At 75.1% G+C, this 25,655-nt stretch carries 23 protein-coding genes and 1 riboswitch; of the genes, 11 read left to right on the forward strand and 12 right to left on the reverse strand.

Going from position 1 to position 25,655, the window contains the following annotated elements:
• Positions 1 to 126: 126 nt before the first annotated feature.
• A complete protein-coding gene (gene wrbA, locus CLV92_RS07280) occupies positions 127 to 738 on the reverse strand; it encodes an NAD(P)H:quinone oxidoreductase (protein WP_104432284.1) in 612 nt (203 codons plus the stop codon).
• A gap of 164 nt (positions 739 to 902) precedes the next feature.
• Between wrbA and CLV92_RS07285 the strand changes: the two genes are divergently transcribed.
• Both CLV92_RS07285 and CLV92_RS07290 read left to right on the forward strand, forming a co-directional pair.
• The gene (locus CLV92_RS07285) at positions 903 to 1,337 is read left to right on the forward strand and encodes an organic hydroperoxide resistance protein (protein WP_104432146.1); all 435 of its coding nucleotides are present in this window, start codon (positions 903 to 905) and stop codon (positions 1,335 to 1,337) included.
• A 92-nt stretch (positions 1,338 to 1,429) separates the two neighbouring features.
• Entirely contained in the window at positions 1,430 to 2,317 is an 888-nt protein-coding gene (locus CLV92_RS07290) for a PhzF family phenazine biosynthesis protein (protein WP_245886536.1), read from the forward strand.
• Positions 2,318 to 2,340: 23 nt separating this feature from the next.
• Here CLV92_RS07290 and CLV92_RS07295 read toward each other — a convergent pair whose 3' ends face one another.
• The 4 genes from CLV92_RS07295 to CLV92_RS07310 all read right to left on the reverse strand — a co-directional run bounded on the left by CLV92_RS07295 (position 2,341) and on the right by CLV92_RS07310 (position 6,011).
• Positions 2,341 to 2,832 (reverse strand): HNH endonuclease, encoded by a 492-nt coding sequence (locus CLV92_RS07295; protein WP_104432147.1) that lies wholly within the window; start codon positions 2,830 to 2,832, stop codon positions 2,341 to 2,343.
• A 388-nt stretch (positions 2,833 to 3,220) separates the two neighbouring features.
• Positions 3,221 to 3,961, reverse strand: a complete 741-nt coding sequence (locus CLV92_RS07300; RefSeq protein ID WP_104432148.1) for a C40 family peptidase — start codon at positions 3,959 to 3,961, stop codon at positions 3,221 to 3,223.
• Between the two features lie 4 nt (positions 3,962 to 3,965).
• Positions 3,966 to 4,093: riboswitch (cyclic di-AMP (ydaO/yuaA leader) on the reverse strand.
• A gap of 201 nt (positions 4,094 to 4,294) precedes the next feature.
• Positions 4,295 to 4,981, reverse strand: coding sequence for an iron-dependent transcriptional repressor DtxR (locus CLV92_RS07305; protein ID WP_104432149.1), 687 nt, complete (start codon positions 4,979 to 4,981; stop codon positions 4,295 to 4,297).
• A 388-nt stretch (positions 4,982 to 5,369) separates the two neighbouring features.
• Positions 5,370 to 6,011, reverse strand: a complete 642-nt coding sequence (locus CLV92_RS07310) for an NAD(P)-dependent oxidoreductase (protein ID WP_104432150.1) — start codon at positions 6,009 to 6,011, stop codon at positions 5,370 to 5,372.
• A gap of 218 nt (positions 6,012 to 6,229) precedes the next feature.
• On the opposite strand from CLV92_RS07310, the gene CLV92_RS07315 reads away from it, so the two are divergent.
• From CLV92_RS07315 to CLV92_RS07340, 6 genes are all read left to right on the forward strand, one after another.
• The gene (locus CLV92_RS07315; RefSeq protein WP_245886538.1) at positions 6,230 to 6,928 is read left to right on the forward strand and encodes an NUDIX hydrolase; all 699 of its coding nucleotides are present in this window, start codon (positions 6,230 to 6,232) and stop codon (positions 6,926 to 6,928) included.
• A 116-nt stretch (positions 6,929 to 7,044) separates the two neighbouring features.
• Positions 7,045 to 8,361, forward strand: coding sequence for a quinolinate synthase NadA (gene nadA / locus CLV92_RS07320; protein ID WP_104432152.1), 1,317 nt, complete (start codon positions 7,045 to 7,047; stop codon positions 8,359 to 8,361).
• The gene (gene nadB / locus CLV92_RS07325; protein WP_211290946.1) at positions 8,358 to 9,926 is read left to right on the forward strand and encodes an L-aspartate oxidase; all 1,569 of its coding nucleotides are present in this window, start codon (positions 8,358 to 8,360) and stop codon (positions 9,924 to 9,926) included. The genes nadA and nadB overlap by 4 nt, the downstream gene beginning before the upstream one ends.
• A complete protein-coding gene (gene nadC, locus CLV92_RS07330; protein ID WP_104432153.1) occupies positions 9,920 to 10,822 on the forward strand; it encodes a carboxylating nicotinate-nucleotide diphosphorylase in 903 nt (300 codons plus the stop codon). Before nadB ends, nadC begins: the two co-directional genes overlap by 7 nt.
• A 5-nt stretch (positions 10,823 to 10,827) precedes the next feature.
• Positions 10,828 to 11,958 carry a cysteine desulfurase family protein gene (locus CLV92_RS07335; protein WP_104432154.1) on the forward strand — a complete coding sequence of 377 codons (1,131 nt, stop codon included), beginning with the start codon at positions 10,828 to 10,830 and terminating at the stop codon, positions 11,956 to 11,958.
• Between the two features lie 22 nt (positions 11,959 to 11,980).
• Positions 11,981 to 12,415, forward strand: coding sequence for a hypothetical protein (locus CLV92_RS07340; RefSeq protein WP_104432155.1), 435 nt, complete (start codon positions 11,981 to 11,983; stop codon positions 12,413 to 12,415).
• Between the two features lie 66 nt (positions 12,416 to 12,481).
• Here CLV92_RS07340 and CLV92_RS07345 read toward each other — a convergent pair whose 3' ends face one another.
• The gene (locus CLV92_RS07345; protein WP_104432156.1) at positions 12,482 to 13,102 is read right to left on the reverse strand and encodes a class I SAM-dependent methyltransferase; all 621 of its coding nucleotides are present in this window, start codon (positions 13,100 to 13,102) and stop codon (positions 12,482 to 12,484) included.
• 80 nt (positions 13,103 to 13,182) lie between these two features.
• Here CLV92_RS07345 and CLV92_RS07350 point away from each other — a divergent pair, with 80 nt between their 5' ends.
• A complete protein-coding gene (locus CLV92_RS07350; RefSeq protein WP_146099449.1) occupies positions 13,183 to 13,671 on the forward strand; it encodes a hypothetical protein in 489 nt (162 codons plus the stop codon).
• On the forward strand, positions 13,668 to 14,270 hold the full coding sequence (locus CLV92_RS07355) for a hypothetical protein (protein WP_146099450.1): 603 nt from the start codon (positions 13,668 to 13,670) through the stop codon (positions 14,268 to 14,270). The genes CLV92_RS07350 and CLV92_RS07355 overlap by 4 nt, the downstream gene beginning before the upstream one ends.
• Before the next feature lie 84 nt (positions 14,271 to 14,354).
• Here CLV92_RS07355 and CLV92_RS07360 read toward each other — a convergent pair whose 3' ends face one another.
• The 6 genes from CLV92_RS07360 to CLV92_RS07385 all read right to left on the reverse strand — a co-directional run bounded on the left by CLV92_RS07360 (position 14,355) and on the right by CLV92_RS07385 (position 24,241).
• Entirely contained in the window at positions 14,355 to 14,864 is a 510-nt protein-coding gene (locus CLV92_RS07360) for a 2'-5' RNA ligase family protein (RefSeq protein WP_104432159.1), read from the reverse strand.
• Positions 14,865 to 14,878: 14 nt separating this feature from the next.
• Positions 14,879 to 15,202: a hypothetical protein gene (locus CLV92_RS07365; RefSeq protein ID WP_146099451.1), complete on the reverse strand. Its 324-nt coding sequence runs from the start codon at positions 15,200 to 15,202 to the stop codon at positions 14,879 to 14,881.
• A 132-nt stretch (positions 15,203 to 15,334) separates the two neighbouring features.
• Positions 15,335 to 18,325 (reverse strand): S8 family peptidase, encoded by a 2,991-nt coding sequence (locus tag CLV92_RS07370; protein WP_104432161.1) that lies wholly within the window; start codon positions 18,323 to 18,325, stop codon positions 15,335 to 15,337.
• 396 nt (positions 18,326 to 18,721) lie between these two features.
• Positions 18,722 to 19,816 (reverse strand): ribonucleotide-diphosphate reductase subunit beta, encoded by a 1,095-nt coding sequence (locus CLV92_RS07375; protein ID WP_104432287.1) that lies wholly within the window; start codon positions 19,814 to 19,816, stop codon positions 18,722 to 18,724.
• 95 nt (positions 19,817 to 19,911) lie between these two features.
• A complete protein-coding gene (locus tag CLV92_RS07380) occupies positions 19,912 to 22,878 on the reverse strand; it encodes a ribonucleoside-diphosphate reductase subunit alpha (RefSeq protein WP_211290947.1) in 2,967 nt (988 codons plus the stop codon).
• 736 nt (positions 22,879 to 23,614) lie between these two features.
• Positions 23,615 to 24,241 (reverse strand): superoxide dismutase, encoded by a 627-nt coding sequence (locus tag CLV92_RS07385; protein ID WP_104432162.1) that lies wholly within the window; start codon positions 24,239 to 24,241, stop codon positions 23,615 to 23,617.
• A 211-nt stretch (positions 24,242 to 24,452) separates the two neighbouring features.
• Here CLV92_RS07385 and CLV92_RS07390 point away from each other — a divergent pair, with 211 nt between their 5' ends.
• Positions 24,453 to 25,577 (forward strand): haloacid dehalogenase-like hydrolase, encoded by a 1,125-nt coding sequence (locus tag CLV92_RS07390; RefSeq protein WP_211290948.1) that lies wholly within the window; start codon positions 24,453 to 24,455, stop codon positions 25,575 to 25,577.
• Positions 25,578 to 25,655: the final 78 nt, after the last annotated feature.

Raw genomic sequence — 25,655 nt, forward strand, 5'->3', positions numbered from 1 at the left:
CAGCCGGCGGTCGCCGGGTACGTCGCAGCATCTGCGCGCGGCGGCGGCACGGTCAATCCGGGAGGACCCCCAGGTCACCCCGAGGAGCCCCGGCCGACCGTGCCGCCGCAGCGTCCGCGCGGGCGCTCAGCGACCCGCCTTGAGGGCGGCGGCGATGCGCACCACCCGCTGGGCCTGGACCCGCGCGGCGGCGCGCGTCACGTCGTCGACGGGGTTCTCGCCGTTGCCGTCGACGTGGGAGGTGCCGTAGGGGTTGCCGTCGGCGAACTTGGCGGGGTCGGTGTAGCCGGGGGCCACGACGATGCCGCCGAAGTGGTGGATGGTGGTGTAGAGGGCCAGCAGCGTGGACTCCTGCCCGCCGTGGCGGGTGCTGGTGGAGGTGAAGCCGCTGTAGACCTTGTCCGCCAGCAGGCCCTGCGCCCAGAGCCCGCCGAGGGTGTCGAGGAACTGCTTGAGCTGGGCGGCGACGTTGCCGAAGCGGGTGGGCGAGCCGAAGATCACGGCGTCGGCCCAGGTCATGTCGTCCTTGTCGGCCTCGATCACGTCCTGGGTGGCGGCCGCGTGCTGGGCCCAGCCCTGGTTGCTCGCGATGGCCTCCTCGGGGGCCAGCTCGTGGACCTTGCGCAGGCGGACCTCGGCGCCCGCCTTCTCGGCGGCCTCGGCGATGGTGCGGGCGATCTCGTAGTTGGTGCCGGTGGAGGAGTAGTAGATGACGCTGAGTCGGACGGGCTCGGTCACGTCGGATCCGGTCACGGTGCTGCTCCAGTGCTCGTCGGCGGTGCGATGGGTCGTCGAGCTGATGGTCAAACACTCAACGTTCCCTCGACGCTAGACACGGCCTCCCGCGCGCGCCACTCGAGGGGCCTTGCGGCACCGGCCGGCGGACGCCCTAGGTTCGGGGCATGACGAACACCCCTGACAAGATCGTCTACACCGCCGGCGCCACCGTGACCGGGGGCCGCCGCGGCGGACGCGCCGTGAGCGACGACGGCATCCTCGACCTGGAGCTGCAGGCCCCCAAGGAGACCGGCGGCCCCGGCGGCGCCACCAACCCCGAGCAGCTCTTCGCCGCCGGGTACGGCGCCTGCTTCCAGGGCGCCATGGGCCTCGCCGCCAAGGAGCTCGGCGTGGACGCCGGCGGCTCCACGCTGCGCGCCGAGGTCGGCCTGGGCCCGGAGGGCGAGAGCTTCGCCATCGCCGTCACCCTGCGCGTCACCGTGCCCGGCCTGACGCAGGAGCAGACGCAGGAGCTCATCGAGCGCACCCACCAGCTCTGCCCCTACTCCAAGGCCGTCCGCGGCAACGTCCCGGTGACCCTGGTCGCCGAGACCGCCTGACCCCGTCCCCTCGCGGGCCCCGTCCCCGGCGGGGACGGGGCCCGCGGCACGAGGGGCTCCCGCCGCGGGCCCCGCGCTGGCACGCTGTGCCGGTGCACTCCCCCACCGCGGACCACCCCGTCGCCGTCCCCGTGCTGCGGATGACCGCGTTCCCCGCCGGACCGGGCGGCGGCAACCCGGCGGGTGTGGTGCTCGACGCAACCGGCCTGCCCGACGCGCTCATGCAGGAGGTCGCGGCCCGGGTCGGCTACTCCGAGACGGCCTTCCTGACGGCCCCGCCGACCTCGCTGCGACCGGACCGGGCCGGGATCCGCTACTTCTCCCCCGTCGCGGAGGTGCCCTTCTGCGGCCACGCCACCATCGCCACCGCCGTCGCCCTCGCCCAGCGCGACGGCCCCGGCACCACCGTCTTCGAGACACCGGTCGGCGAGGTGGAGATCCGCACGGTCGCCGGTCCGGACGGGCCCACCGCCTCCTTCACCAGCCGCGAGCCGCGCGTCGACGACCTGGACGACGCGGTCCTCCAGCGCCTCCTGGGGCTGCTCGGCCTCACCGCCGCCGACCTGCACCCCGACCTGCCCCCGCGGCTGGCGTTCGCGGGCAACGTCCACCCCGTCGTGGTCCTGGCCCACCGCGAGGCGTTCGACGCGTTCTCGTTCGACCCCACCGCCGTCCGCGCGCTCATGGACGAGCAGGGCTGGCGCGCGACCGTCACCGTCGTCCTGCCGCTCGACGAGCGGGACTTCGAGGCGCGCAACCTCTTCCCCGTCGGCACCCTCAGCGAGGACCCCGCGACGGGCTCGGCGGCAGCCTCCCTCGGCGGCTACCTGCGCACGCTGCGCCCGGGCAGCGCCCCGTTCCGGTTCACCGTGCACCAGGGCCGGCACGTGGGGCGGCCGAGTCTCATCGCCGTCGACGTGCCCGCCCGCGGGGGGATCGTCGTCTCCGGGACCGCCACGCTCCTCGCCCACGACGGCTGAGCGGCCCCGCCCACCGGACCGGCTCAGGCAGCGGCCAGGAACTCCTCCCAGCGCGGGTCCGCCTGCTCCGCCCCCCGCACCGCCCACGACGCCCCCCGCGGCGGGCCCGGGACGAAGGGCAGCGTCCACCCCATCTCCTCCGGGGTGCGGTTGCCCTTGGCGTTGTTGCAGCGCACGCAGCAGGCGACGAGGTTGCCCCAGGAGTCCGGCCCGCGACGGCTGCGGGGCAGGACGTGGTCGACGGTGCTCGCCGGGCCGCGGCAGTAGGCGCAGCGGTGGTGGTCGCGGCGCAGGACCCCCCGCCGGCTGACGGGGACCACCCTGCCGTGGGGCACCCGCACGTACCGGCCCAGCAGGATCACGGACGGGCGGGCGAGCGTGAGCGTGGCGCCGATGACGGGTTCGCCGTCCTCCAGCACCACCGTCGCCTTGCCCGCCAGGACGAGCACGAGCGCCCTGCGGAACGTGACCACGGCCAGCGGTTCGTATCCGGCGTTCAGCACGAGGGTGCGCACATCCACCTCCACCGACGAGAAGAGGCGCCCTCCCGGGTCGGGAGTGCGCCTCTGACGGGGACGGCGTGCACCTGCACGCGCACCTGATGGTGGTGCCTCTGGATCGCTCCGGCCACACCCCTGCGCCGCCGTGGGCGGGCGCACGCGCCCGCGAGCCGGTGGTGCCGGGTGTCGTGCAGCACGGTTGCCTCCGCGGTGCCGTCGTCGTGGTTCGCACTGTACGTCCGGCTGCGGGCGGAGTCACGCGGGTTCGCCGCTGCTCACGCAGACGTCACCCGGATGTCGTCACCGGGGACCGTCGGGGAGCCCCTCCTGCCGCACGCGACGGCGGCCCGCACGGCCCCTGCGAGGGGGCTGCGCGGGCCGCCGTCCGCGGTTCAGGACAGGCTCAGAGGACGCGTCCGAAGAACGCGGACGCGGTCCAGATCTTGCGCTTGCTGACGCTCTTGCCGGCCCGCGGGGAGTCGAACATCATGCCGTCGCCGGCGTAGATGCCCACGTGGTAGACCCGCCCGCTGCCGTTGGCCATGAAGACCAGGTCGCCGGGGAGCGCCTCGTGCGGGGCGATCCGGTGGGAGGCGAGCATCTGGTCGTGGGAGATGCGCGGGAGGTGCACGCCGATCTCGCGGAAGACGTGGCCGGTGTAGCCGGAGCAGTCGAAGCCGTCCGGCGTCGTCCCCCCGAAGCGGTACGGCGTGCCGGTGTAGCGAGCGGCGATCTCCAGGACCTGCGCCCGGACGTCGACCGCCGGCGGGGGCGGCGGCGGCGCGGGGGCCGGCTCGGGAGCCGGGGCCGGGGCCGCGGCGGGCACCGGCACGGGAGCGGGGGCGGGCGGGGCGAGGACGGCCGGGGCCACGTCTCCCTGCGCGCCGGGGGCGGGACGGGCGGCGCTGCGGGAGGCGCGCTCCAGCGTCCTGTCGGCCTCCAGCGCCACCGGGGCCGCGGGGGCGGGCTGGACGTGCGCCTCGGCGGGCATCGCCAGCGACAGGACGAGCCCCGAGGACGCGGCCAGCACGGCGGTGCCGCGGCCCAGCGCGCCGGCGTTGCGGCGCAGGCCGTCGGCGGCGCCGTCCAGGGGCGTGAGGGGGCGACCGGGGGCGCGATGGCGCGCCGGAAGACGAGTCGTCACAGCGTGAACCTCTCCGACGCCTGCGAGGTGAGCTGTCGGGTTCGGGCGGGAAGGTCGCCCGGCCGGTTCGCACCGGCTTCACCCCGAGGACCACCGCCCCGATCTGCGATCGGAGGCGGGCGGCCCGGAAGTGGTTCCCCCACCCCTGCCATGAGTTGTCGCGGGACCTCGTCAGCGGTGGCAGGGCTCGGCGTCCGCTCGAGGGCTTCCCACCGCACGATGGGAAGCGGCGCGACAGTAACTCACACCGGTGTGAGATGTCACGTCCCCGTCACAGTCGTGTGGACGCGCGGTGTGAGGGGTTTCACATCTCCCACGCCGGGGAAGGCGCGCTCAGGCGCGCGGGACCTCCACGAACACGTGCGACGCCTGGGCCGGGGTCAGGTCGATCGTCGCCCCGCCCAGCGCCACGGAGATGCCCCCGGCGGCCCGGCTCGCCGTGACGGACGCCCCCGGGCGCAGGCCGAGGACGGCGAAGCGGCCCATCAGCTCCACGTCGGTCTGCAGCGGCTCCCCGAGGCGGCGCACCACCGTGGGAGCGGAGGCGTCGACCGTGGTCAGGGGCGCGACACCCGCCCGGAAGTCCTCCGCCTCCCCGGCCTCCCCCAGCTCGGACAGGCCCGGGATGGGGTTGCCGTACGGGGAGAAGTGCGGGTGGTCGAGGATCTCCACCAGCCGCCGCTCGACGTGCTCGGAGATGACGTGCTCCCAGCGGCACGCCTCCTCGTGGACGAGCTCCCAGTCCAGGCCGATGACGTCGGTGAGCAGCCGCTCCGCGAGGCGGTGCTTGCGCATGACCCGCATCGCCTTCGTGCGCCCCTCGTCGGTCAGCTCGAGGTGACGCTCGGCACTGACGTGCAGCAGGCCGTCGCGCTCCATCCGGGCCACCGTCTGCGACACCGTCGGGCCGCTGTGGTGCAGCCGCTCCGCGATCCGCGCCCGCATCGGCACGATGCCCTCCTCCTCGAGCTCGAAGATCGTCCGGAGGTACATCTCGGTGGTGTCGATGAGGTCGCTCACGCGCGCATTCTCCGGCATGGGCCTGCACGGTGCACGCACCGCGGCCGCTCCACCCGGGACCGCGTGGCGCCGCGGGCGCACCGCGGGCACGGGGGCATGGGAAGGCCCCCGGGTGCTTCCTCCTGGCGGAGGGCCGACTGGACTGGCCGGCACCCGGGGGCCTCGGTGACTGCCTGGGATTCGCCGCGCTGCGCGGGGCGACCAGACCGGTCAGCGTCCTGCACGCAGCTGCTAGCTGGCAGCCACCTCACGCGTCCGAGAGTTCTGCATGCTCTGGACCACCTCCTTCCCGTGTAGGAAAACGGTACGTCGGGATGCGCGCACCTGTCACGCCGAACAAGAGGGAACTTCCGCGGGGGTGGCGCGATGCCCTCGGGGGCCGGCCGCCTCAGTGCGCCACGGTGAACCTGGCCCGCCGGTGGGCGGGCTCCTCGAGCTCGTCGAGCAGGGCGACGGCGAGGTCCTCGACGCTGATGCGGGAGCTGCCGTCCTCGCCGACCAGGAGTTCGTCCAGACCGCGGCGGTAGCGGCCGGTGCGGACTCCCGGCTCCAGCACCGCGGGCGGGCTCAGGTAGGTCCAGTCGACGTCGCGGGCGGCCCGGCAGGCGGCGAGCTGGGCTGCGGAGGCCCGGGCCACCGGGCGCCACTGCGCGGGCACGTAGCGGGGATCCTCCCCCGCGGTGCGCCCGCCCGCTCCGGGCACGCGCAGGGTCGCGGCGCCCCCGACGACCAGGAGGCGGGCGCCGCTGCCGGCCGAGCCGGCGAGGGCGGCGGCGGTGGTGCGCAGGTGCTCGTCCTCGCGACCGGGCGGTGGGCGGGTCGCGAGGACGACGACGTCGTGGCCGGCGGCGAGCGCGGTGACGGCGGCGGCGTCCGCGGCGTCGGCGACGAGGGCGGTCGCGGCTGCGGGCAGGGAGGCGAGCTGGTCGTGGCGGCGGACGGCGGCGGTGACGACGTGGCGGCGGGCGAGGGCCTCGGCCACGACCCGGCTGCCGACGCTGCCCGCGGCTCCCAGGACTGCGATGCGCATGCGGTTCCCTCCTGGTGGTGCTCGGCCGATGACCGGGCAAGTTTGCTCAGTACTGAGATTCTTAGCACTTAGGCACCGCCGTCCGCCAGCGAGTTGCCCGCGGAGTTCGGGTGCGGCTAACCTGATGCCGTCGAGGTTCAGGTAGCTGACACCTTTAGTACGTCCCCCGCGCGGCCGATGAAGAGGCCGTCACCCCCTCCCGAGGAGTGGAACCGCCCGTGTGCCAGCCGGCCGAGCAGCAGGAGATCTCCGTCGCGGTGTCGACGGTGATCCTCGCCCTGCTCCCGGGGGGCGACGGCACCCCGCGCGTCCACCTCCCCCTCGTCCGGCGCACCCGCGACCCCTACCGGGACGAGTGGGCGCTGCCCGGCGGCTGGGTCTGCAAGGACGAGAGCCTGCGCGACGCCGCGCGACGCACGCTCGCCGAGACCACCGGCCTGCGCCCCAGCTACCTCGAGCAGCTCTACACCTTCGGCCGGCCCGACCGCTCCCCCACCGGGCGGGTGCTCTCCGTCGTCTACTCCGCCCTCGTGCGCACCCACGAGGCCACCGTGGCCGAGGAGGGCGAGAACGTGCGCTGGTGCGCCGCCGACGACGCCACCGGCCTCGCCTTCGACCACGACGAGATCGTCCGCTACGCCCTCTGGCGGCTGCGGACTAAGGTCGAGTACGCCCACATCGCCCTGCACTTCCTGGACGAGACGTTCTCCATGGCCCAGCTGCGCGAGGTCTACGAGGCCGTGCTGCAGCGCCCCCTGGACCCCGCGAACTTCCGCCGCCACGTCGAGGCGTCCGGAACGATCGTCCCCACCGGCGAGCGCCTCACCGGCACCCGGCACCGGCCGCCGCGGCTGTACCGGGCGCTCGTCCCCGAGGGCAGCCCCGGCCCCCTCGCCACCGCGGGCCCCCTCTCGTGAGGACCCCGGCCGCGGCGTCCCCGCAGACCCCCGACCTGGCGGCACCAGGACCTCGCGCGGACGCGCACCTGCCCGCACCAGCCCCCCGCGGACCCCGCGGCCCCGGAAGGAACGCCATGACCTCCGTGACCATCCAGGTCGAGCAGCTCCTGCGCACCCCGCGCCCCCGCACCGGCGAGACGGCCACGGCCGCGGGCGGCGTCTGCGACCCGAAGCTCGCGGACGGGCCCTGGGCCCTCGACGCGGTGCCCGGCGCGCCCCTGCCGATGCCCGAGTACGGGCCGGGTTCCTCCAACGCCGACGTCGCCCCGGCGAGCACCCCGGTGCAGCAGCAGATCCCCGCCGAGTACCGGCGCACCCCCGTGCCGGAGCTGGAGGCGCGCATCCGCGCCGCCCGCGCCACCCTCGGCGACCGCCTCGTGATCCTCGGCCACTACTACCAGCGCGACGAGGTCGTGCAGTTCGCGGACTTCGTGGGCGACTCCTTCCAGCTCGCGCAGCAGTCCACCACCCGCACCGACGCCGAGTTCGTCGTGTTCTGCGGCGTGCACTTCATGGCCGAGACCGCCGACCTGCTGGCCTCCCCCGGCCAGAGCGTGATCCTGCCCAACCTCGCCGCCGGCTGCTCCATGGCCGACATGGCCGACATCGACTCGGTCTCCGCCTGCTGGGACCAGCTCACCGCCCTCTACGGCACCGAGCCCGACGAGCAGGGCCGCGTGCCCGTCATCCCCGTCACCTACATGAACTCCTCCGCGGCGCTGAAGGCGTTCTGCGGCGACCGCGGCGGCATCGTCTGCACCTCCTCCAACGCGGCCGCCGTCCTGGAGTGGGCGTTCCAGCGCGGGCAGCGGGTGCTGTTCTTCCCCGACCAGCACCTCGGCCGCAACACCGCCAAGGCGATGGGGGTCGGCCTCGACGAGATGCCCCTGTGGGACCCCCGCAAGCCCCTGGGCGGCAACGACTCCCAGGCGCTGACCGACGCCCGGGTGGTGCTGTGGCGGGGCTGGTGCTCCGTGCACCAGCGGTTCACGCCGGAGCAGATCGCCGGTGCCCGCGCCGCGAACCCGGACGTCCGCGTCATCGTGCACCCGGAGTGCCCGGTGGAGGTCGTCGACGCCGCCGACGAGGCGGGCTCGACCCAGTACATCAAGCGCGCCGTCGAGACCGCCCCGCCCGGCACGGCGTTCGCGATCGGCACCGAGATCAACATGGTGCGCCGCCTGGCCGAGCAGCACCCCGAGCACACCATCACCTGCCTCGACCCGGTGATCTGCCCCTGCTCCACGATGTACCGGATCCACCCCGCCTACCTCGCCTGGGTGCTGGAGTCGCTGGTGCGCGGGGAGGTCGTCAACCAGGTGCGGGTCCCCGCCGACGTCGCCGACTCCGCCCGCACCGCGCTGCAGCGGATGCTGGCCGTCCGTCCGTGACCCCCGCGCCGCGACCGCGGGAGCTGCCCGCCGTCGACGTGCTCGTGGTCGGCAGCGGCATCGCGGGGCTCACCGCGGCGCTGGACTGCGCGCGGGGTTCCTCCGTCGCGCTGGTGACGAAGGCCGACCTCGGCGCGGGCAGCACCCGCTGGGCCCAGGGGGGCATCGCCGTCGTCAGCTCCGGCGACGACTCCCCCGCGCTGCACGCGTCGGACACCGTCGCGGCGGGCGCGGGCCTCTGCGACGAGGCGGCGGTGCGGGCGCTGTGCGAGAACGGCCCGGCGGCCGTCGCCGGCCTCGCCGCGCGCGGCGTCGCCTGGGACCTCGGCCGCGACGGCCTGCCCGCCCGGGGCCTGGAGGCCGCGCACAGCCGGCACCGCATCCTGCACGCCGGCGGCGACGTCACCGGGGCGCGGATCAGCGACGCCCTCGTCGCGGCGGTGCGCGCCAGCGGGGTGCGCCTGCACGAGGGGACCGCGCTGGCGGACCTGCTCGTGGAGGGCGGCCGCGTCACCGGGGCGGACCTGCTGACCGCCGGCGGGGAGCGGCTGCGGATCCGGGCGGCGGCGGTGGTGCTGGCCAGCGGCGGCGCCGGGCAGCTGTTCCGGCACACGACGAACCCGGCCGTCGCCACCGGGGACGGCCTGGCGGCGGCCTGGCGCGCCGGGGCGCTGCTGGCGGACCTGGAGTTCTTCCAGTTCCACCCGACCGCCGCGGCGCTGCCGGAGGCGTTCCTCGTCTCCGAGGCCGTGCGCGGTGAGGGCGCCGTCCTGCGCGACGAGCGCGGCGAGCGGTACATGTGCGCCGTGGACCCGCGGGCGGAGCTCGCGCCCCGCGACGTCGTGGCCCGCGCGACCGCGGCGGTCATGGCCCGGCAGGACGGGCGCCCCGCACTGCTCGACGCCACCGGGGTGGCCGCCCGCCTGGGGGTCCCCTTCGCGCGGCGCTTCCCCGGGATCGACGCCCTCTGCCGCGGGCAGGGCCTCGACCCGGAGCGCGACCTCGTCCCCGTCACCCCCGCCGCGCACTACTGGATGGGCGGGGTGCGCACGGACGCGCTGGGGCGCACCAGCCTGCCGGGGCTGTGGGCCGTCGGGGAGGTCGCCTGCACGGGCGTGCACGGCGCGAACCGGCTGGCGTCGAACTCCCTGCTGGAGGCCGTGGTCCTGGCCGGGCGCGCCGCGGCCGACGTCTGCGCGGGCGGCGGCGGGGCCCTCGGGGTGGGCGATGACGAGGACGTCCTCGACGTCGCCGACGCGGGCCGCGCCCGCCGCAGCGACCTGCCGCGGGAGGACCTGCAGCGGCTGATGTGGGAGCACGCCGGGGTGGTGCGCGACGCCGCGGGGCTCGACGTGGCCGCGAAGCAGCTCGCCCCCTCCCCCGACGAGACCCGGGCGCCGGCGGACGTGGCGGAGCTGGAGGACGCGAACCTGCGCACCGCGGGGCGCCTCCTCGTCCTCGCCGCCGCGGCGCGGCAGGAGAGCCGCGGCGCGCACTGGCGCGGTGACCACCCGGCTCCCGCCGCCACCGCCCGGCGCACCGTCCTGAGGAGGATCCCGTGCTGACGCCCACCGCCCCCCTGACCGCGCTGGGCGAGGTGGTCGCCGCCGCCCTGGCGGAGGACGCCCCCTGGGGGGACGTGACCACCGAGGCCCTGCTGCCCGCCGACGCGCGCGCCACGGCGGTCCTGCGCGCCCGCGTCGACGGCGTCCTCGCCGGCGTCGACGCGGTGCGCCTCGCCGCGGAGCAGGCGGCCACCGCGACCGGCGGCACCGCCCGGGTCGAGGTCCTGCTCGCCGACGGGGCGCGGTTCTGCGCCGGTGACGTCCTCGCCCGCATCGACGGCACCGCCCGCGCGGTCCTGCGCGCGGAGCGGGTCGCCCTCAACCTCGTGCAGCGGCTGTCGGGCATCGCCACCCTCACCGCCCGCTACGTGGCCGCGGTGGAGGGCAGCGGCACCCGCATCGCCGACACCCGCAAGACCACCCCGGGCCTGCGGGTGCTGGAGAAGCACGCCGTGCGCTGCGGCGGCGGCTCCAACCACCGCTGGTCCCTGTCCGACGCGGTGATGGTCAAGGACAACCACCTCGCCGTCCTCACCGCCTCCGGCATCGACGTGACCAGCGGCCTGCGCGCGCTGCGGCAGCGGATCGGCCACACCACGACCGTCGTGGTCGAGGTGGACCGCCTCGACCAGCTCGACGCCGTGCTCGCCGCCGACGTCGACGTCGTGCTGCTGGACAACTTCTCCCTCGCGGACCTGCGCACCGGCGTCCAGCGCGTCGCGGGCCGCGCCACCGTGGAGGCCAGCGGCGGCATCACGCTGGACACCGTGGCGGCCGTGGCCGCGACCGGGGTGGACGTCGTCTCGGTGGGGGCGCTCACCCAGGCCGCCGCCGCGCTCGACCTCGGCCTCGACGTGGAGGTCCGCCCCGACGACCGCACCGGCACGGGAGCCTGAGGGCCGTGATCTACCTCGACCACGCCGCCACCGCACCGCCGGTGCGGGAGGTGCTGGAGGCGACCTGGCCGTACCTGACGCAGGTGTTCGGCAACCCGTCCAGCGCCCACGAGGTCGGGCGGGCCGCGAGGGCCGGCCTCGACGCCGCCCGCGCCGGCGTGGCCGGGGTGCTGGGCTGCCGCCCCGGCGAGGTCGTCTTCACCGGCGGCGGCACCGAGGCGGACAACCTCGCGGTCACCGGCATCGCCACGGCGAGCGGGCGGGGCCGGCACGTGGTGACCACGGCGATCGAGCACCCCGCCGTGCTGGAGACGTGCCGGGCCCTGCAGCGGCAGGGCTTCGACGTCGACGTGGTCGGCGTGGACGGTGACGGGCTCGTCGACCTCGACGCGCTGGCCGCGGCCCTGCGCCCGGACACGGCGCTGTGCTCGGTGATGTACGCGAACAACGAGGTGGGCACCGTGCAGCCGATCGCCGAGATCGGGGCGCTGTGCCGCGAGCGCGGCGTGCCCCTGCACACCGACGCCGTGCAGGCCGCGGCGCACCTGACCCTCGACGTGGACGCCCTCGGGGTGGACGCGCTGACGCTGTCGGCGCACAAGCTCGGCGGCCCCCGGGGTGCGGGGGCGCTGTTCGTGCGCGGCGCGGTCGCCCTGGAGCCCGTCCTGCACGGCGGCGGGCAGGAGCGCGGCCGCCGCTCCGGCACCGTGGACGTCGCGGGCGCCGTGGGCACCGCCACCGCCCTGCGGCGCGCGCAGGCGGCGCTGCCCGCCGAGGCGGAGCGGCTGACGGCGCTGCGCGAGCTGCTGGTCGACGGCGTCCTGGCCGCGGTGCCGCGCGCCCGGCTGACCGGGCACCGCACCCGCCGGCTGCCCGGGCACGCCTCGTTCTGCTTCGCCGGCGTCGGCGGGGAGACGGTGCTGCAGGAGCTGGAGGCGCGCGGGGTGGTCTGCTCCAGCGGTTCCGCCTGCGCCGCGGACTCCGAGGACGCCTCGCACGTGCTGCTGGCGATGGGCCTGGACGCGGACCTGGCCCGCACCGCCGTCCGCTTCACGATGGGCGAGCGCACCACCGCGGCGGAGGTCGAGACCCTGCTGGAGCTGCTGCCCGACGCGGTGGAGGCGGCGGGGAGCTGACGGCGGCGCCTACGCTGGCGGGATGGACCGTGCAGGCGAGGCGCCGCTGGAGCTGCCCGGCGAGGAGCTGGCGGACTTCCTGCTCTTCGCCCTCGATCACGCCACCGACTGCGTCGTCCCCCGCGGTGGGCCGCTGGTCCCCTTCGTGATGCTCGTGCAGCCGGGAGGGCGGGCGCTGCATCGATTCGCCGGCGAGATGGCGCAGGCCCAGGAGTTCGCGCGGGCGTGGATCCGGCAGCAGGAGGCGGTCCGGATGGCCTGCGTGGCCTGGGACGGGTACCTCACCCTCGACGGCGTGCGCACCGATGCCGTCTTCGTCGACGGCTGCGACGACAGCGGTGATCTGGGCTACCTCTTCGTCCAGCGCTACGGCCGGGTCGGCCGCATCCGCCGGACGATGGCGACGATCGGCAACCCCGGGTTGTCCGGGCGCTCGGAGCGGCTGTTCGACGTGTGACCCGACGGGGCGGTCGGGTGCCGGGCACCGGCTGTCGCACCGGCCGGGTGAGCGGCGCGGCCCCCGTCAGCGCCGCCGGGCGCGCAGCACGAGGTCGTCGACGTGGTGGGCGCCCGCCCCGCCGCTGATGCTGCGCGGGCGGCGCTCGTCGACCTCGACGTGCCAGCCGTCGCCGAGGACGGCGGCGACGTCCGCGGGCAGCGCGTACAGCGCGGGGTCGAAACCGCCCTCGTGGCCGTGGCGGGTTCCGAGGTCGTGGTGCACCACGAGCAGCGTCCCGCCCGGTGCGACGAGGTCGGCGAGGGTGCGCTCGGCCACCGCGCCGGGGACCTTGCGCAGGACGGGGTACTGCGCCGAGACGAGGTCGAAGCCCCCTGCCGGCAGGTCCGCCTCCACCAGCCCGGCGTGCACCCACGTCACCCGGACCCCGGCCTCCTCGGCCTGGCGCTGCGCGCGCTGCAGCGCGACGGCCGAGACGTCCAGGGCGGTGACCCGCCAGCCGTGGCGCGCGAGCCACACGGCGTCGGCGCCCTCCCCGCAGCCCACGTCGAGGGCGCGCCCGGGCGCCAGCCCACCGGTCTCGGCGACGAGTGCGCCGTTCGGCTCCCCGCTCCAGGTGCGCTCGGAGGTGCTGTAGCGCTCGTCCCACTCCGCGGCGCCGGGGGTGCGGTCCCTCTCCTCGATCATGCGAGGAGCCTGACCCGGCTCGGGGTGCGGCGCCAAGCGGCGTTGCCGGATCGGCAAGCCGCTGCCCTACCGTGAGGAGCGTGACCTCCCGCACACGCAGCGTGGTTCTGGTGGGGGCCGTGCTCGGCGCCTCGCTGCTCCCCCTGGTGGTGCTGCTCGTCGACGTCGCCTCCGTGCTCGGCGGCGCCTACGACGACGCCCTCCCGCCGTCCGACGAGGGGTCGCTGCTGGCCGGGCGGATCGGCACCGCCCTGCTCACCGTCTCCGTCGTCCCCACGCTGCTGGTCGCCGCGGTCGGAGTGGCGGTCCCGGCCGCCGCCGTCCTGGCGGGAGGACGCTCCACCCCCGGCCGGCTCCTGCGCGCCGTCGCGGCGGCGACCGCGACGCTGCTCGTCCTGGTCGCGCTGGCCACGGCGCTCGCCACCGTGCTCGGGTTCGGATGGGGCGGGTACCGGGGACTGGGACCCTCCTACGCCGCCGTCCACGCCCCGACCCTCGGGCCCCTCGTGTTCGTCGCCGTCTTCGCCGCCGCCGAGCTCGTGGTCCTCGTCCGGGGTGCCCGGTGGTGAGCACCGCGGACCGGGGCGGGCGGGTGGTGCCCTGGCTGCTGCTGGCCGCCGCCGCGGTTCCACTGCTCCTCGCGCTCGTCGCCGGCGATCGGGTGCTGGCGGGCGGGATCGACGGCGACAGCTACCCCTCGTTCCGCGGAGGAGCGTCGCTGACGGTGGCGCCGAACCTGGTCGACCGCCTCGGCGGGATGCTCTCGACGGTCGACTTCGCGACGGCGCTGTCGGCCACCGCGATCGGGGTGCTCGCGCTCACCGGCCTGTCCGCGCTCCCGGGCGCCCACCCCGCCGCACCGTCGCGCCCGGCCCGCGCGGCGGCGCAGCTCCTCGCGGCCGCCGGGACGGGGACGGCGCTGCTCGTGACGTCGGCCTCGTTGTGGACGACGTACGGCCCGCTGACCCCGCTGCAGCGGGAACTCAACCGCCCGGCGCCCGACGAGGCCACCGCGACCATCGCGTACGTCGTGAGCTTCCCGCTGGGTCAGGCGGCCGGCTCGCTGGCCGCGGCAGTGCTCATGGCTGCGGGCTGGTTCCTCCTCCGCAGGGGGCCGGTGGCCCGTCGGGAACCGGAGCCTCGGCGCGACGGCGAGCCCACGGGCTGAGCCCGGCCGGCGGCCCGCCGCCACCCGCCCTCGCCGTCGGGCCCGCCCCGCCGGCTCACCCTCGGCCGCCCCGAGGTCCCCCCGTCAGTCGCCCCGCAGCGGAGATGCCGCCACGGCCTCCCAGGGGCCGCCGAGGTAGCGCCACACCGCCACCCCCGTGGCGGTGGCGTCCGGCAGCGGCGGGGCGGCCGCCAGCTCCGCGTGCAGGGCGCGGGCCCGCTCCGGATCCACCTTGTTCTGCACCGTGACGTGCGCCGCGAAGCGCCGGGAGTCCTGGGGCGTCAGCCACGGCGCCCAGGCCGCGGCCAGCTCGGCCCGCAGCGCGTCGAGCTCGGGGGCGGCGAGGTCGTAGGCCACCCCCCGCCCGAGGAAGCGCACCCTCGTGACCGCCACCGGGAAGGGGGCGCGTGCGGTGGCGCGGGAGACGTCGCGGAGCACCTCGGCGCTGCGCTCGCTGGGCAGGGCGTGGAACAGGGTCACGTGGGCGGCGAGGTGGTTGCGCTCCGGCGGGAAGTGCCGCCGCCGCAGGTCGTCGAAGCGCGCCTGCGCCGCCTCGTCGAGCAGCAGCGTCACGACGAGCGGGGCGGCGGTCACGGCGGCGCGGGCCCTCAGCGGGTGAGCAGGAAGGCGATGCCCGAGACGAGGGCGAGGCCCCCCACCCCGACGGCGATGAGAGCCTGCGCGCGGCTGCCGTCGCCCAGCCGCAGGGCGCGGAGCGCGACGACGACCGCCACGGCGCCGAGCAGCAGGCTCAGGGGGATGAGGACGAGCGAGGACAGCAGCGCCACGACGGCGAGGAACACGGCGACCGACGCGGTGGCGACGCGCTGCGGGTCGCCGGCCGCCGGCGGCGGGGCGGGTGCGGGCTGCTGCGCCCGGGGAGGACGGGGGGTGGGACGGCTGCCCGGCTTGCGGGTGCTGCGACGAGCCATGCGGCCAGCCTGCCACGGGCGCGGCACCGCTCCGACGGGCTCCCCGCCCGGCACCTCCAGCGGGAGCCGGGCGGGACGCGGACCGCCCCGCCCCCGGCAGGCGGGGACGGGACGGTCGGGCGGGCGGGGGCGTCAGCCGACGGCGACCACGGTCGGCGGGAGCGGGATCTCGGAGTCCTCGAGGACGTAGTCGACGATGCCGAGGTAGCGCTGCTCCGGATCCAGGCCGGACCAGGACGCCTCGTACGTCGAGACGCGCCCGGAGGTGAGGGCCAGCGGGTTCGGCTCCACCTCGAGGCTGCCCTCGACACTCGCCGAGTTCACCAGGAACGTCGCCTGCTCGAAGCCGTTGCTCGACTGGCCCGGCGGGTTGGCGAAGTTCATCACCAGCACCATGTACGTCCCCGGCTCCGGGGCGACCAGGTCGATGCGCTCGTCGGCGGAGGCGCTGGCGGAGATGCGCACCAGCTCCTCCTCGCCGTCGTCCCCGAGGCGGAACAGGGCGAGGTCGAAGTCGCCGCGCTGGTCCTCGGCGAGGACCTCGAACCGGGCGAACTCGGTGCCGGGCTCGATGTCGACGTCCCAGAACCTCGTGCCGTTGCGCTCCAGGCGTCCCCGCTCGACGTCACCCGGGACCATGCCGAGGGGGTCGAGCTCGACCTCGCCGGTCGTGCCCGCGGCGACCGGCACGGTCACGGACCCCTCGGCGCCGCTGCCGCGGACCTCCTCGGGCGCGTCCAGCGGGAGGGGGCGCACCGCGATGGGGCTGCGCACCGTGGTGCCGGCGCCCCGCCAGGTGAGGAACCCGCCGGCGTACTCGGCGAGCTCCGCCTTGCGCGTCGTGGTGAACGTGACCTTGAAGGTCTTGGTCTCCCCGGGCGCGTTGAAGTGCAGGACGCTCGGGGACACCCTGACCCTCATGCCGGGCACGCTGGCCCGGGCGAAGTAGAGGCCCGGGCTCACGGCCGTGACCCGCCGCGTCACCGTCTGCGTGCCGACGAGCTCGCCGATCGCGATGGACGGCTGGTTCAGGTCGCTGGGGTCGATGGCGCCGAGACCGGTGCCGGTGTCGATCCCGGAGCCCTCCATGAAGGCAATCCACTCCTCCGGGCCGGAGTCGTAGACGAGGCCGGGGTCGAGGAAGCGCCGCGGGGCGACGAACCCGGCGCCGCCCGCGAAGGCGTCGCGCTCGGGGGTGCCGTCCGCCCGGACGAGGTCGCGGGCGGTGGTCATCATGGCCGACTTCACGGCCATCGGGGACCAGTTCGGGTACCGGTGGAAGATCAGCGCCGCGAGGCCGGCGATGTGCGGCGACGCCATCGAGGTGCCGGACATGCCCCCGAAGTCGTTCTCGCCGTTGCCGGGCTGGGGGGCCACGGCCGCGAGGATGCCGACGCCGGGGGCGGCGATGTCCGGCTTGAGGACGTCGCCGTCGCTGGCCAGGGTCGGCCCGCGCGAGGAGAACCCGGCGATCTGCGGGGTGGGCGTCACGATCCCCGTGGTGTTGCCGCCCTCGAAGGCGACGGTCGCGCCCGGCTGCTCGGCGTAGGCGACGACCTCCTTCCCGGCGGCGGCGTCCAGGTGGACCGTCGGGACCAGGTGCACGTCGGCGTCGACGCTGCTGGGGGTCGGGTTGACGAGGACCATGCCGACGCCGCCGGCGCGCGCGACCTCGGCGGACTTCTCCACGCGGGGGTTCTCGCCGCGGTAGCAGAGGACCACCTTCCCGCGGGCCTCGGCGGGGTCGAGCGTGCCGGGCTTGCAGAGCCTCGCGTCGGCCTCCTTCGCCTTCTCCGTCTTCACGTCCGTCGACAGCACCAGCGGTGCCGCCGGCATCGGTCGCCCGCTGAGGCGGCCGCCGACGAACCTGCGGCCGTCCCCGAGCAGGACCGTGCCCTCGCGCGGCACCGCCGTCGCGGCCGCGACGGTGGTGAGCCAGGGGCTCGCGTGGTCCAGCGTGGAGGCTTCGGGACCGGCGTTGCCGGCGGAGGTGGCGACGAAGATGCCGGCGGAGGCCGCGGAGAGGAAGGCCAGCTCCACCGGGTCGGCGACGGTGGTCGCCGCGCCGCCGCCGATGGAGTAGTTGATGACGTCGACGCCGTCCTCGACGGCGGCGTCGATGGCGGCCACCGAGTCGGACGTGGCGCAGCCGGAGGCGGCGGTCGCCGTCCAGCAGACCTTGTACACGGCCAGGGAGGCGCCCGGGGCCATGCCCGACGTCGACCCGAAGTCCTCTCCCTCCAGCACGACCGGGATGTTGTCCTTGCCGGCGGCGGTGGCCGCGGTGTGCGAGCCGTGACCGTGGCCGTCGCGCGGGGAGAGGTACTCGACCTCGACGAGGTCCTCCTCGTCGACGTTCCTGAGGAAGCCCTCGGCGAAGTAGCGGGCGCCGATGACCTTGGTGCTGCAGGTCGTCTCGGACCAGCGCTCGCCCTCCTCGCAGACGCCGGTGAACGTGCCGCCGTCCCGCTTCTGCTGGACGATGCGGCCGTCCTCGCCGCGATGGGCCAGGAACGGCTTGCCGGGGGTCGGGCCCTCCGGGAGCTCCGCGCCGGCGAAGGCGGGGTTCTCCGGCCACAGGCCGGTGTCGAGGATGCCGACGACGACGCCCTCCCCCGCCCTGGCCTGGCCGCCGAGCTCCGCCCACACGCCGGCCGAGCCGGTGAGTCCGAGGTACTCGGGGGTGGTGGTCGTCTGGACCTGGCGCAGGGTGTCCGGGACGACGGAGAGGACGCCGGGGTGGCCGGCGAGCTTCTGCGCCTGCACCGCGCTCAGCTCGGCCGCGAAGCCGTTGAGGGCGACGGTGTAGCGCTGGTCGGGGCTGGCGCCGACGCTGGCGGCGACGTCGCTCTGCCGGCGCTCCAGGTGGCGGCGGTACTGCCGGGCCACCGGGCCCTTCATGTTCGGGCGGCCGTCGGGGGCGGCCTTCGGCACGGGGATGCCCGCGACCCCGCCCTGGTACTCCGCGAGGGGAGCGCCGGTCAGGGTCACGACGTAGTGGCCGTCCTCGAAGCTGGAGAGGACGGGCACCTCGCGCGGGGCCGGGTCGGCCGGGGAGGCTGCCGCGGAGGTGAGCGGGGCGGCGGCGAGGAGGGCACCGGCCCCCCAGGCGATCGCGACCACCCCCCTCCGGCGCCGGGCGCGCTGTTCGCCGGGAACGGGCCCGGGACCTGCAGGGGCGTGGTCGTGGACCAACGTCGTGCCTCCTCAGCGGACGACGGAGCGGGTACCGCTGCATCCGCCGGGGCGGAGAGACAGCCCTGGGCAGCCAACCGGGTGACGTCCGTTGCGTCAAGCATCCATTCGATTACAGACCTGGACTCCCTCCGGCGTGGCGCCGCCCACGGCCGGAAAAGCTCCGGTCGCGGGCGGTGACCTCGCGGCGACGGCGGACGATCCCCCCGGAGCGACGGCCCGCGCGACGCGCTCGGCACCCGCGGACGGGACGAGCCGGGGCCCCGTCCCTCCACGACGGGAGGGACGGGGCCCCGGCTCAGCAGCGCACCCCGAGGGCGGCCGTCAGTCCCAGCTCAGGCCGCTGCCCGTCTGGTACTCGATCACCCGGGTCTCGAAGAAGTTCTTCTCCTTGCCCAGGTCCATGACCTCGCTCATCCACGGGAACGGGTTCTCCGCCTCCGGCATGACCGGCTGCAGGCCGAGCTGGACGCAGCGGCGGTTGGTGATGAAGTGCATGTACTGCTCGCACAGCTCGGCGTTGAGGCCGAGGATGCCGCGCGGCATGGTCTCCCGGCCGTAGGCCACCTCCAGCTCGCAGGCCTCGCGGAGCATGCCGCGGACCTCCTCCTGGAAGGCGGGCGTCCACAGGTGCGGGTTCTCGATCTTGATCTGGTTGATCGCGTCGATGCCGAAGTTCAGGTGGATCGACTCGTCGCGCAGGATGTACTGGTACTGCTCCGCGATCCCGACCATCTTGTTGCGCCGGCCGAGGGAGAGGATCTGGGCGAAGCCCGTGTAGAACCACATCCCCTCGAAGATCACGTAGAAGGCCACCAGGTCGCGCAGGAAGTCCTGATCCGCCTCCGGGGTGCCGGTGCGGAAGTCCGGGTCCTCCAGGTGCTTGGTGTACTTCAGCGCCCAGGAGTCCTTCGCCGTGATGGAGGGCACCTCCCGGTACATGTTGAACAGCTCGCCCTCGTCGAGGCCGAGGCTGGTGCAGATGTACTGGAAGGTGTGCGTGTGCACGGCCTCCTCGAAGGCCTGCCGCAGCAGGTACTGCCGGCACTCCGGGTTGGACAGCTGCCGGTAGACGGCGAGCACGATGTTGTTCGCGACCAGGGACTCCGCCGTGGCGAAGAAGCCGAGGTTGCGCTTGAGCATCAGCCGCTCGTCGTCGCTCAGGCCGTCCTTGGAGTTCCACAGGGCGATGTCGGCCTGCATGGAGACCTCGGTGGGCATCCAGTGGTTGTTGCAGCCCGAGAGGTACTTCTGCCACGCCCACTCGTACTTCAGCGGCAGGAGCTGGTTGACGTCGGCGCGGGCGTTGATCATCGCCTTCTCGCTGACGCTCACCCGGTGCGCGGTGGTGTCGATCTCCCCGAGGCCGGTGACGCTGGCCCCCGGGTCGGTGGTGGTGACGGCCGCGGCCGCCGCCACCGTCTCCGCGGTGGGCTGGGCCGGGACCGACGTCGAGGTCGGACCGTCGCCGGCGGCAGCCGCGCCGGACGTCAGCGGGGTGTCGTCGAAGGTGGTCACTGGCAGGCCTCGCAATCGGGGTCGGTGATGGAGCAGGCGGCGGCGTCGGTGACGTCGACCACGGTCTTGTTCTCGGCGGCCCTCGCCTCAGGGCCGCGGGCCGGGGCGGGGACGCCCTGGGCCGCGCCCTGCCCGGAGCCCACCACGACGGGCGAGACGGCGTTGAGCTGACCGTCGGTGCCGCGCAGCGTGCTCTTCTCGACGTGCGTCGCGCTCTGCGAGCGCAGGTAGTACGTCGTCTTCAGGCCGCTGTGCCAGGCGTTGCGGTACATCTGGTCCAGCACCCGGCCGCTGGGGCGGTTGACGTAGAGGTTGAGCGACTGCGCCTGGTCGATCCACTTCTGCCGGCGGGCGGCCGCGGCGATGATCCAGGAGTGGTCCACCTCGAAGGCGGTGGCGTACAGCTCCTTGAGGTCGGCCGGCACCCGGTCGATGGGCGCCAGCACCCCGTCGAAGTGCTTGAGGTCGGCGATCATGACCTGGTCCCACAGGCCGCGGGCCTTCAGGTCCCGGACGAGGTGGGCGTTCACCACGGTGAAGTCGCCGGACATGTTCGCCTTGACGAACAGGTTCCGGTACAGCGGCTCGATGGACTGCCCGACCCCGCAGATGTTGGAGATCGTCGCGGTGGGCGCGATCGCCATCACGTTGGAGTTGCGCATGCCCGTGGCGACGACCCGCTCGCGCAGGGAGTCCCAGTCGAGGCGCTGCGTCAGGTCCACGTCGAACGCCATGCCGCGGTCGGCCGACTGCCGCGCCGCGGAGTCGATGGGCAGGATGCCCTGGCTCCACAGCGACCCCGGGAAGCTCTCGTAAGCGCCGCGCTCCTCCGCCAGGTCCACCGAGGCGGAGATGGCGTGGTAGCTGATGGCCTCCATGCTCACGTCCGCGAACTCCACGGCCGCGTCGCTGCTGTACGGGATGCGCTGGGCGAACAGCGCGTCGGAGAAGCCCATGAGGCCGAGGCCGACGGGGCGGTGCTTGAGGTTGGAGCGCTCCGCCTGCGGGATCGTGTAGAGGTTCGTGTCGATCACGTCGTCGAGCATCCGGACCGCGGTGCGGACCGTGCGCTCGAGCTTCTCGTGGTCGATGCCGTCGGGGCCGACGTGCTTGGCCAGGTTGATGGAGGCCAGGTTGCAGACCGCGACCTCGTCATTGGACGTGTTCAGCGTGATCTCGGTGCACAGGTTGGAGGAGTGCACCACGCCGACGTGCCGCTGCGGGGAGCGGACGTTGGCGGCGTCCTTGAAGGTGATCCACGGGTGGCCGGTCTCGAAGAGCACCGTCAGCATCCGGCGCCACAGGTCGAGAGCGCGGACCCGGCGGAAGGTGCGGATCTCACCCCGGTCGGCGGCGGCCTCGTACTCGGCGTAGCGCTCGGCGAACGCGGTGCCGTAGAGGTCGTGCAGGTCGGCGACCTCGTCAGGGGAGAACAGCGTCCACTGCCCGTCCTCCTCCACCCGCTGGAGGAAGAGGTCCGGCACCCAGTTCGCGGTGTTCATGTCGTGGGTGCGCCGGCGGTCGTCACCGGTGTTCTTGCGCAGGTCCAGGAACTGCTCGATGTCGATGTGCCAGGTCTCCAGGTACGCGCAGACCGCGCCCTTGCGCTTGCCGCCCTGGTTCACCGCGACCGCCGTGTCGTTGGCGATCTTCAGGAAGGGCACGACGCCCTGCGAGACGCCGTTGGTGCCGCGGATGTGGGCGCCGAGGCCGCGCACCGGGGTCCAGTCGTTGCCGAGGCCGCCGGAGTACTTGGCCAGCAGTGCGTTGTCGCGAACCGCGGAGAAGATGCCGTCCAGGTCGTCCGGCACCGTGGTGAGGAAGCACGACGACATCTGCGGGCGGGTGGTGCCCGAGTTGAACAGCGTCGGGGTGGACGCCATCACGTCGAAGGAGGACATCGCGTCGTAGAACTGCTGCGCGCGCTCGTCGCGGTGCTCCTCCGCCAGCGCCAGGCCCATCGCCACGCGCAGGAAGAAGGCCTGCGGCAGCTCGTAGCGCACCCCGTCGGTGTGCAGCAGGTAGCGGTCGAAGAGGGTCTGCAGGCCCAGGAAGGTGAAGTCGAGGTCCCGCTCCGGGCGGATCGACGCGCCGAGGCGGTCCAGGTCGAACTCGGCCAGCCGAGGGTCGAGCGCCCCCGTCTTCACACCGTGGTCGATGTACGCCCTGAAGTACTGCGGGTAGAGCTCCGCGACGCGCTGGCGGTCGAGGCCGGTCTCGGCCATGCCCAGACCCTCGAAGACCTCCCGCTGGAGGGTGTCCAGCAGCAGCCGTGAGGCGACGTAGGTGTAGTTCGGCTCGGTCTCCACCAGCGTGCGCGCCGCCATGACGGGCGCGGAGTCCAGCTCGGCGAGGCTCATGCCGTCGTAGAGGCTGCGCGCGGTCTCGGTGAGGACGGCGTCGGGGGCGACGCCCTCCAGGCCCTGGCAGGCGTCGACGACGACGCGCTGGAGGCGCTCGACGTCCAGCGCCTCGCGGCTGCCGTCGGGCAGCTTCACCGTGGTGCGCGCGGCGCGCTCCAGGGCGGCCGGCGGCGGGGGCAGCTCGCCCCGGCTGGCGCGGGCCCGGGCGTGCTCCTCGCGGTAGAGGATGTAGGAGCGGGCGATCTCGCGGTGCCCGCCGCGCATGAGGGCGAGCTCGACCTGGTCCTGGATGACCTCGACGTCGACGTGGCGGTCGGCCACGGCGCGGCGGCGGATGACGTCCACGACCTGCGCGGTGAGGGTGCTCACCAGGTCGCGCACGCGGGCGGAGGCGCCGGACGCCTCGCCCTCGACGGCGATGAACGCCTTGTGCAGGGCGGTCGCGATGCGGGACTGGTCGAAGGCGACGGGGGTGCCGTCGCGGCGGAGGACGGTGAGCGGGAGGGAGGTCTGGTCCCCGCCGTCGTTCGCCGACCGGCGCTGGTTGGGGGCGCCGCTCACGCTCAGGCCCTCGCGGGCCTCGGTCGAAAGGTCTGTCACTGCGCTCTCCTCGCCACGTCTGCGGATCGACCGGGTGCCGGTCGGGGGCAGGCTGATCGGCGGCAGGGCGCAGCGGTGTGCTGCACCTGCCTGCAGAGGGCGTGGCAGGACTGCACGGAGGCGCGCTGCGCCCCTCGGGCGGCCACCGTCTTCCCCGCTTCCCCACGGGACGCCGACTGCCGCCGAAACCCTCTGCCGAGGAGGTTCCCCCCGGTCTGCGGGAACCTTCCCCACCGGTCCGCCGGGGCCTCTCCAGCCCCGTCCGTCCCAGTGGTCAACCAGTGCCCCGACACTACATCTAGGGATCGATCCGCGGCACGCTCCGACATCTTGTGTCGCGCGTGTCGTCGCGCCACCTGTCCGGAGCACATGTGGACGAGCCTGCGGACACCTGTGGACGAGCGGGCGGAACCGCACGTCAGGGGCTGTGCACGACCGGGGCCACCGTCCTGCACCGGTTGTGGAGGACGCGGTCGACCTCGTCGCGGACCCGCCGCGCGCTTCGGCGTGTCGCGGCGCGCCGTGACCGCCGCCCGCAGTGCCCGGACCACGCCACCACCCCGCTCCACCCGCTCGACGCCACCGCCTCCACGGTCCCACCGGGGTCCGACACCCACCCTCCGGAACGCCCCTGCGGAGCAGCCGGGCGCCCCGCCCGGACGCACGACGGGCGCCACCGGGGATCCGGTGGCGCCCGTCGCAGGCGCGGCCGGCGCTCGGGCGCCGGGGCGGGAGGTCAGGCGGGGACGATGAGCCCCGCGGTCTGGGTGCGGGCGCGGGTGAAGCGCTCGGCGGCGTCGGCCCAGTTGACGACGTTCCACCACGCCTTGACGTAGTCGGCGCGCACGTTCTTGTAGTCCAGGTAGTAGGCGTGCTCCCAGCAGTCCAGGAGCACCACCGGCACCAGGCCCAGGGCGATGTTCGACTGCTGGTCGTAGAGCTGGACGATGATCAGCCGCTGGCCGACGGAGTCCCAGGCCAGGATCGCCCAGCCGGAGCCCTGCACCCCGGCCGCGACGGCCGAGAAGTGGGCGCGGAACTTGTCGAAGGAGCCGAAGTGCTCGTCGATGGCCGCGGCCAGCTCGCCCTCGGGCTTGTCACCGCCGTTCGGGGACAGGTTCGTCCAGAACGCGGCGTGGTTGACGTGCCCGCCGAGGTTGAAGGCGAGGTTCTTCTCGTGCAGGTTCACGGCCGCGAGGTCGTCGGCGTCGCGGGCGGCGGCCAGCTTCTCCAGCGCCGTGTTGGCACCGGTGACGTAGGCCTGGTGGTGCTTGTCGTGGTGCAGCTGCATGATCGCGCCCGAGATGTGGGGCTCCAGCGCCGCGTAGTCGTAGGGCAGGTCCGGCAGCGTGTAGTCGGCCACGGTCTCCTCTTCCGGTCGGTGGATCGGTCAGTGGATCGGTCTGCGCGTCGGGATCGGCGCGGGTGCCGGTGCAGTGCTCGTTCGTGCTCGTCCGTGCTCGCCGCGACCCTTGCGCAGGCCGCGGCCCGCCGCAAGGTGCGGCAGGGCCATGATCGGTCAGCCCCTCCCGCGGCGCGCGGGCACCCCCGGCCCGCCGCCTACCCTGGGCGCCGTGGCCTCCCCCGGCGCGACGCGCTCCCCCGCCCTGCACCCCGTGGTCGGCTTCGACCTCGACATGACGCTCGTGGACTCCAGCGCGGGCATCGCCGCCACCCTGCGCGCCACCCTCGCCGAGCACGGCGTGCACGTCGGCGCCGCCGACGTCGACCTCTACGCGGGCCTGCCCCTGGACCTCATCATCGCGGGCCTCGCCCCCGGCACCCCGCCCGCCGCCGTCGACGCCCTGGTCGCGCGCTACCGGCAGCTCTACCCCTCCCTCGGGGTCGACTCCGTCACCGCCTACCCGGGTGCGGCCGCGGCGCTGGCGGCTCCCCGCGCCCACGGCGGGCGCAGCCTCGTCGTCAGCGCCAAGCACACCCCCAACGTCCACCGCGTCCTGGCCGCCGCCGGCCTGGACGCGGCGGTGGCCGCGGCCGACGTCGCCGGCGACCTCTTCGCCGACGCGAAGGGGCCCTTCGTCGCCGCCGCGGGCGGCACCGCCTACGTCGGCGACCACCCCGGCGACGTCGCCGCGGCGCGCGCGGCGGGAGCGGTCGCCGTCGCGGTCACGACCGGCGCCCACGACGGCGACGCGCTGCGCAGGGCCGGCGCCGACGTGGTCCTGGCCGGCGTCGCGCAGGTGCCCGCCTGGCTGGAGGAGCACGTCCTCGACCTGCGCACCGCCGCCCTGCGGCACCGCCTCGCCGCGCTGGGCTCCGTGCTCGTCGTCCTGACGGGCACGCCAGGCTCGGCCCTGCTGCTGGCCGAGGCCGCCGCCGTCCTCGGCCCGGACCGGGTGGCCGCGGCGGTCCCCTCCCCGGCGCCGGGCACGGCGAGGGCGCGCGCCCTGGCCGCCGGCCTCGGGATCCGGGTCCACGAGCTCCCCGCCGGCACGGCCCCGGGCCCGCTCGCCGCGAGGCTCGGCCTGGCGCACGTGGCCGGCGGCCAGGACGCCGACGAGGTGCTGCCCCGCCCCGGCTCCCGCTCCGGGCCGGCCGGGGGCGACGTCGCGACCCCGCTGCGCGACGCCGCGCTCACCGGGGAGCAGGTGCGGGCCGCGTCGCGGCGACTCGCCCTGCCGGGCCCGTCCGGCGAGCCCGTCGCGGCTGCGGACGTGCCCGCGGCCGCACGGGACTAACCTGGACACCGCGAGTCGCGCCGCGCAGTGCCCGCAACGGACGCAGGGCACCGCGCGCGCAGCACCCGCACCGCAGAC

This window comes from Kineococcus xinjiangensis (genome assembly GCF_002934625.1).
Classification (GTDB): Bacteria; Actinomycetota; Actinomycetes; order Actinomycetales; family Kineococcaceae; genus Kineococcus_A; species Kineococcus_A xinjiangensis.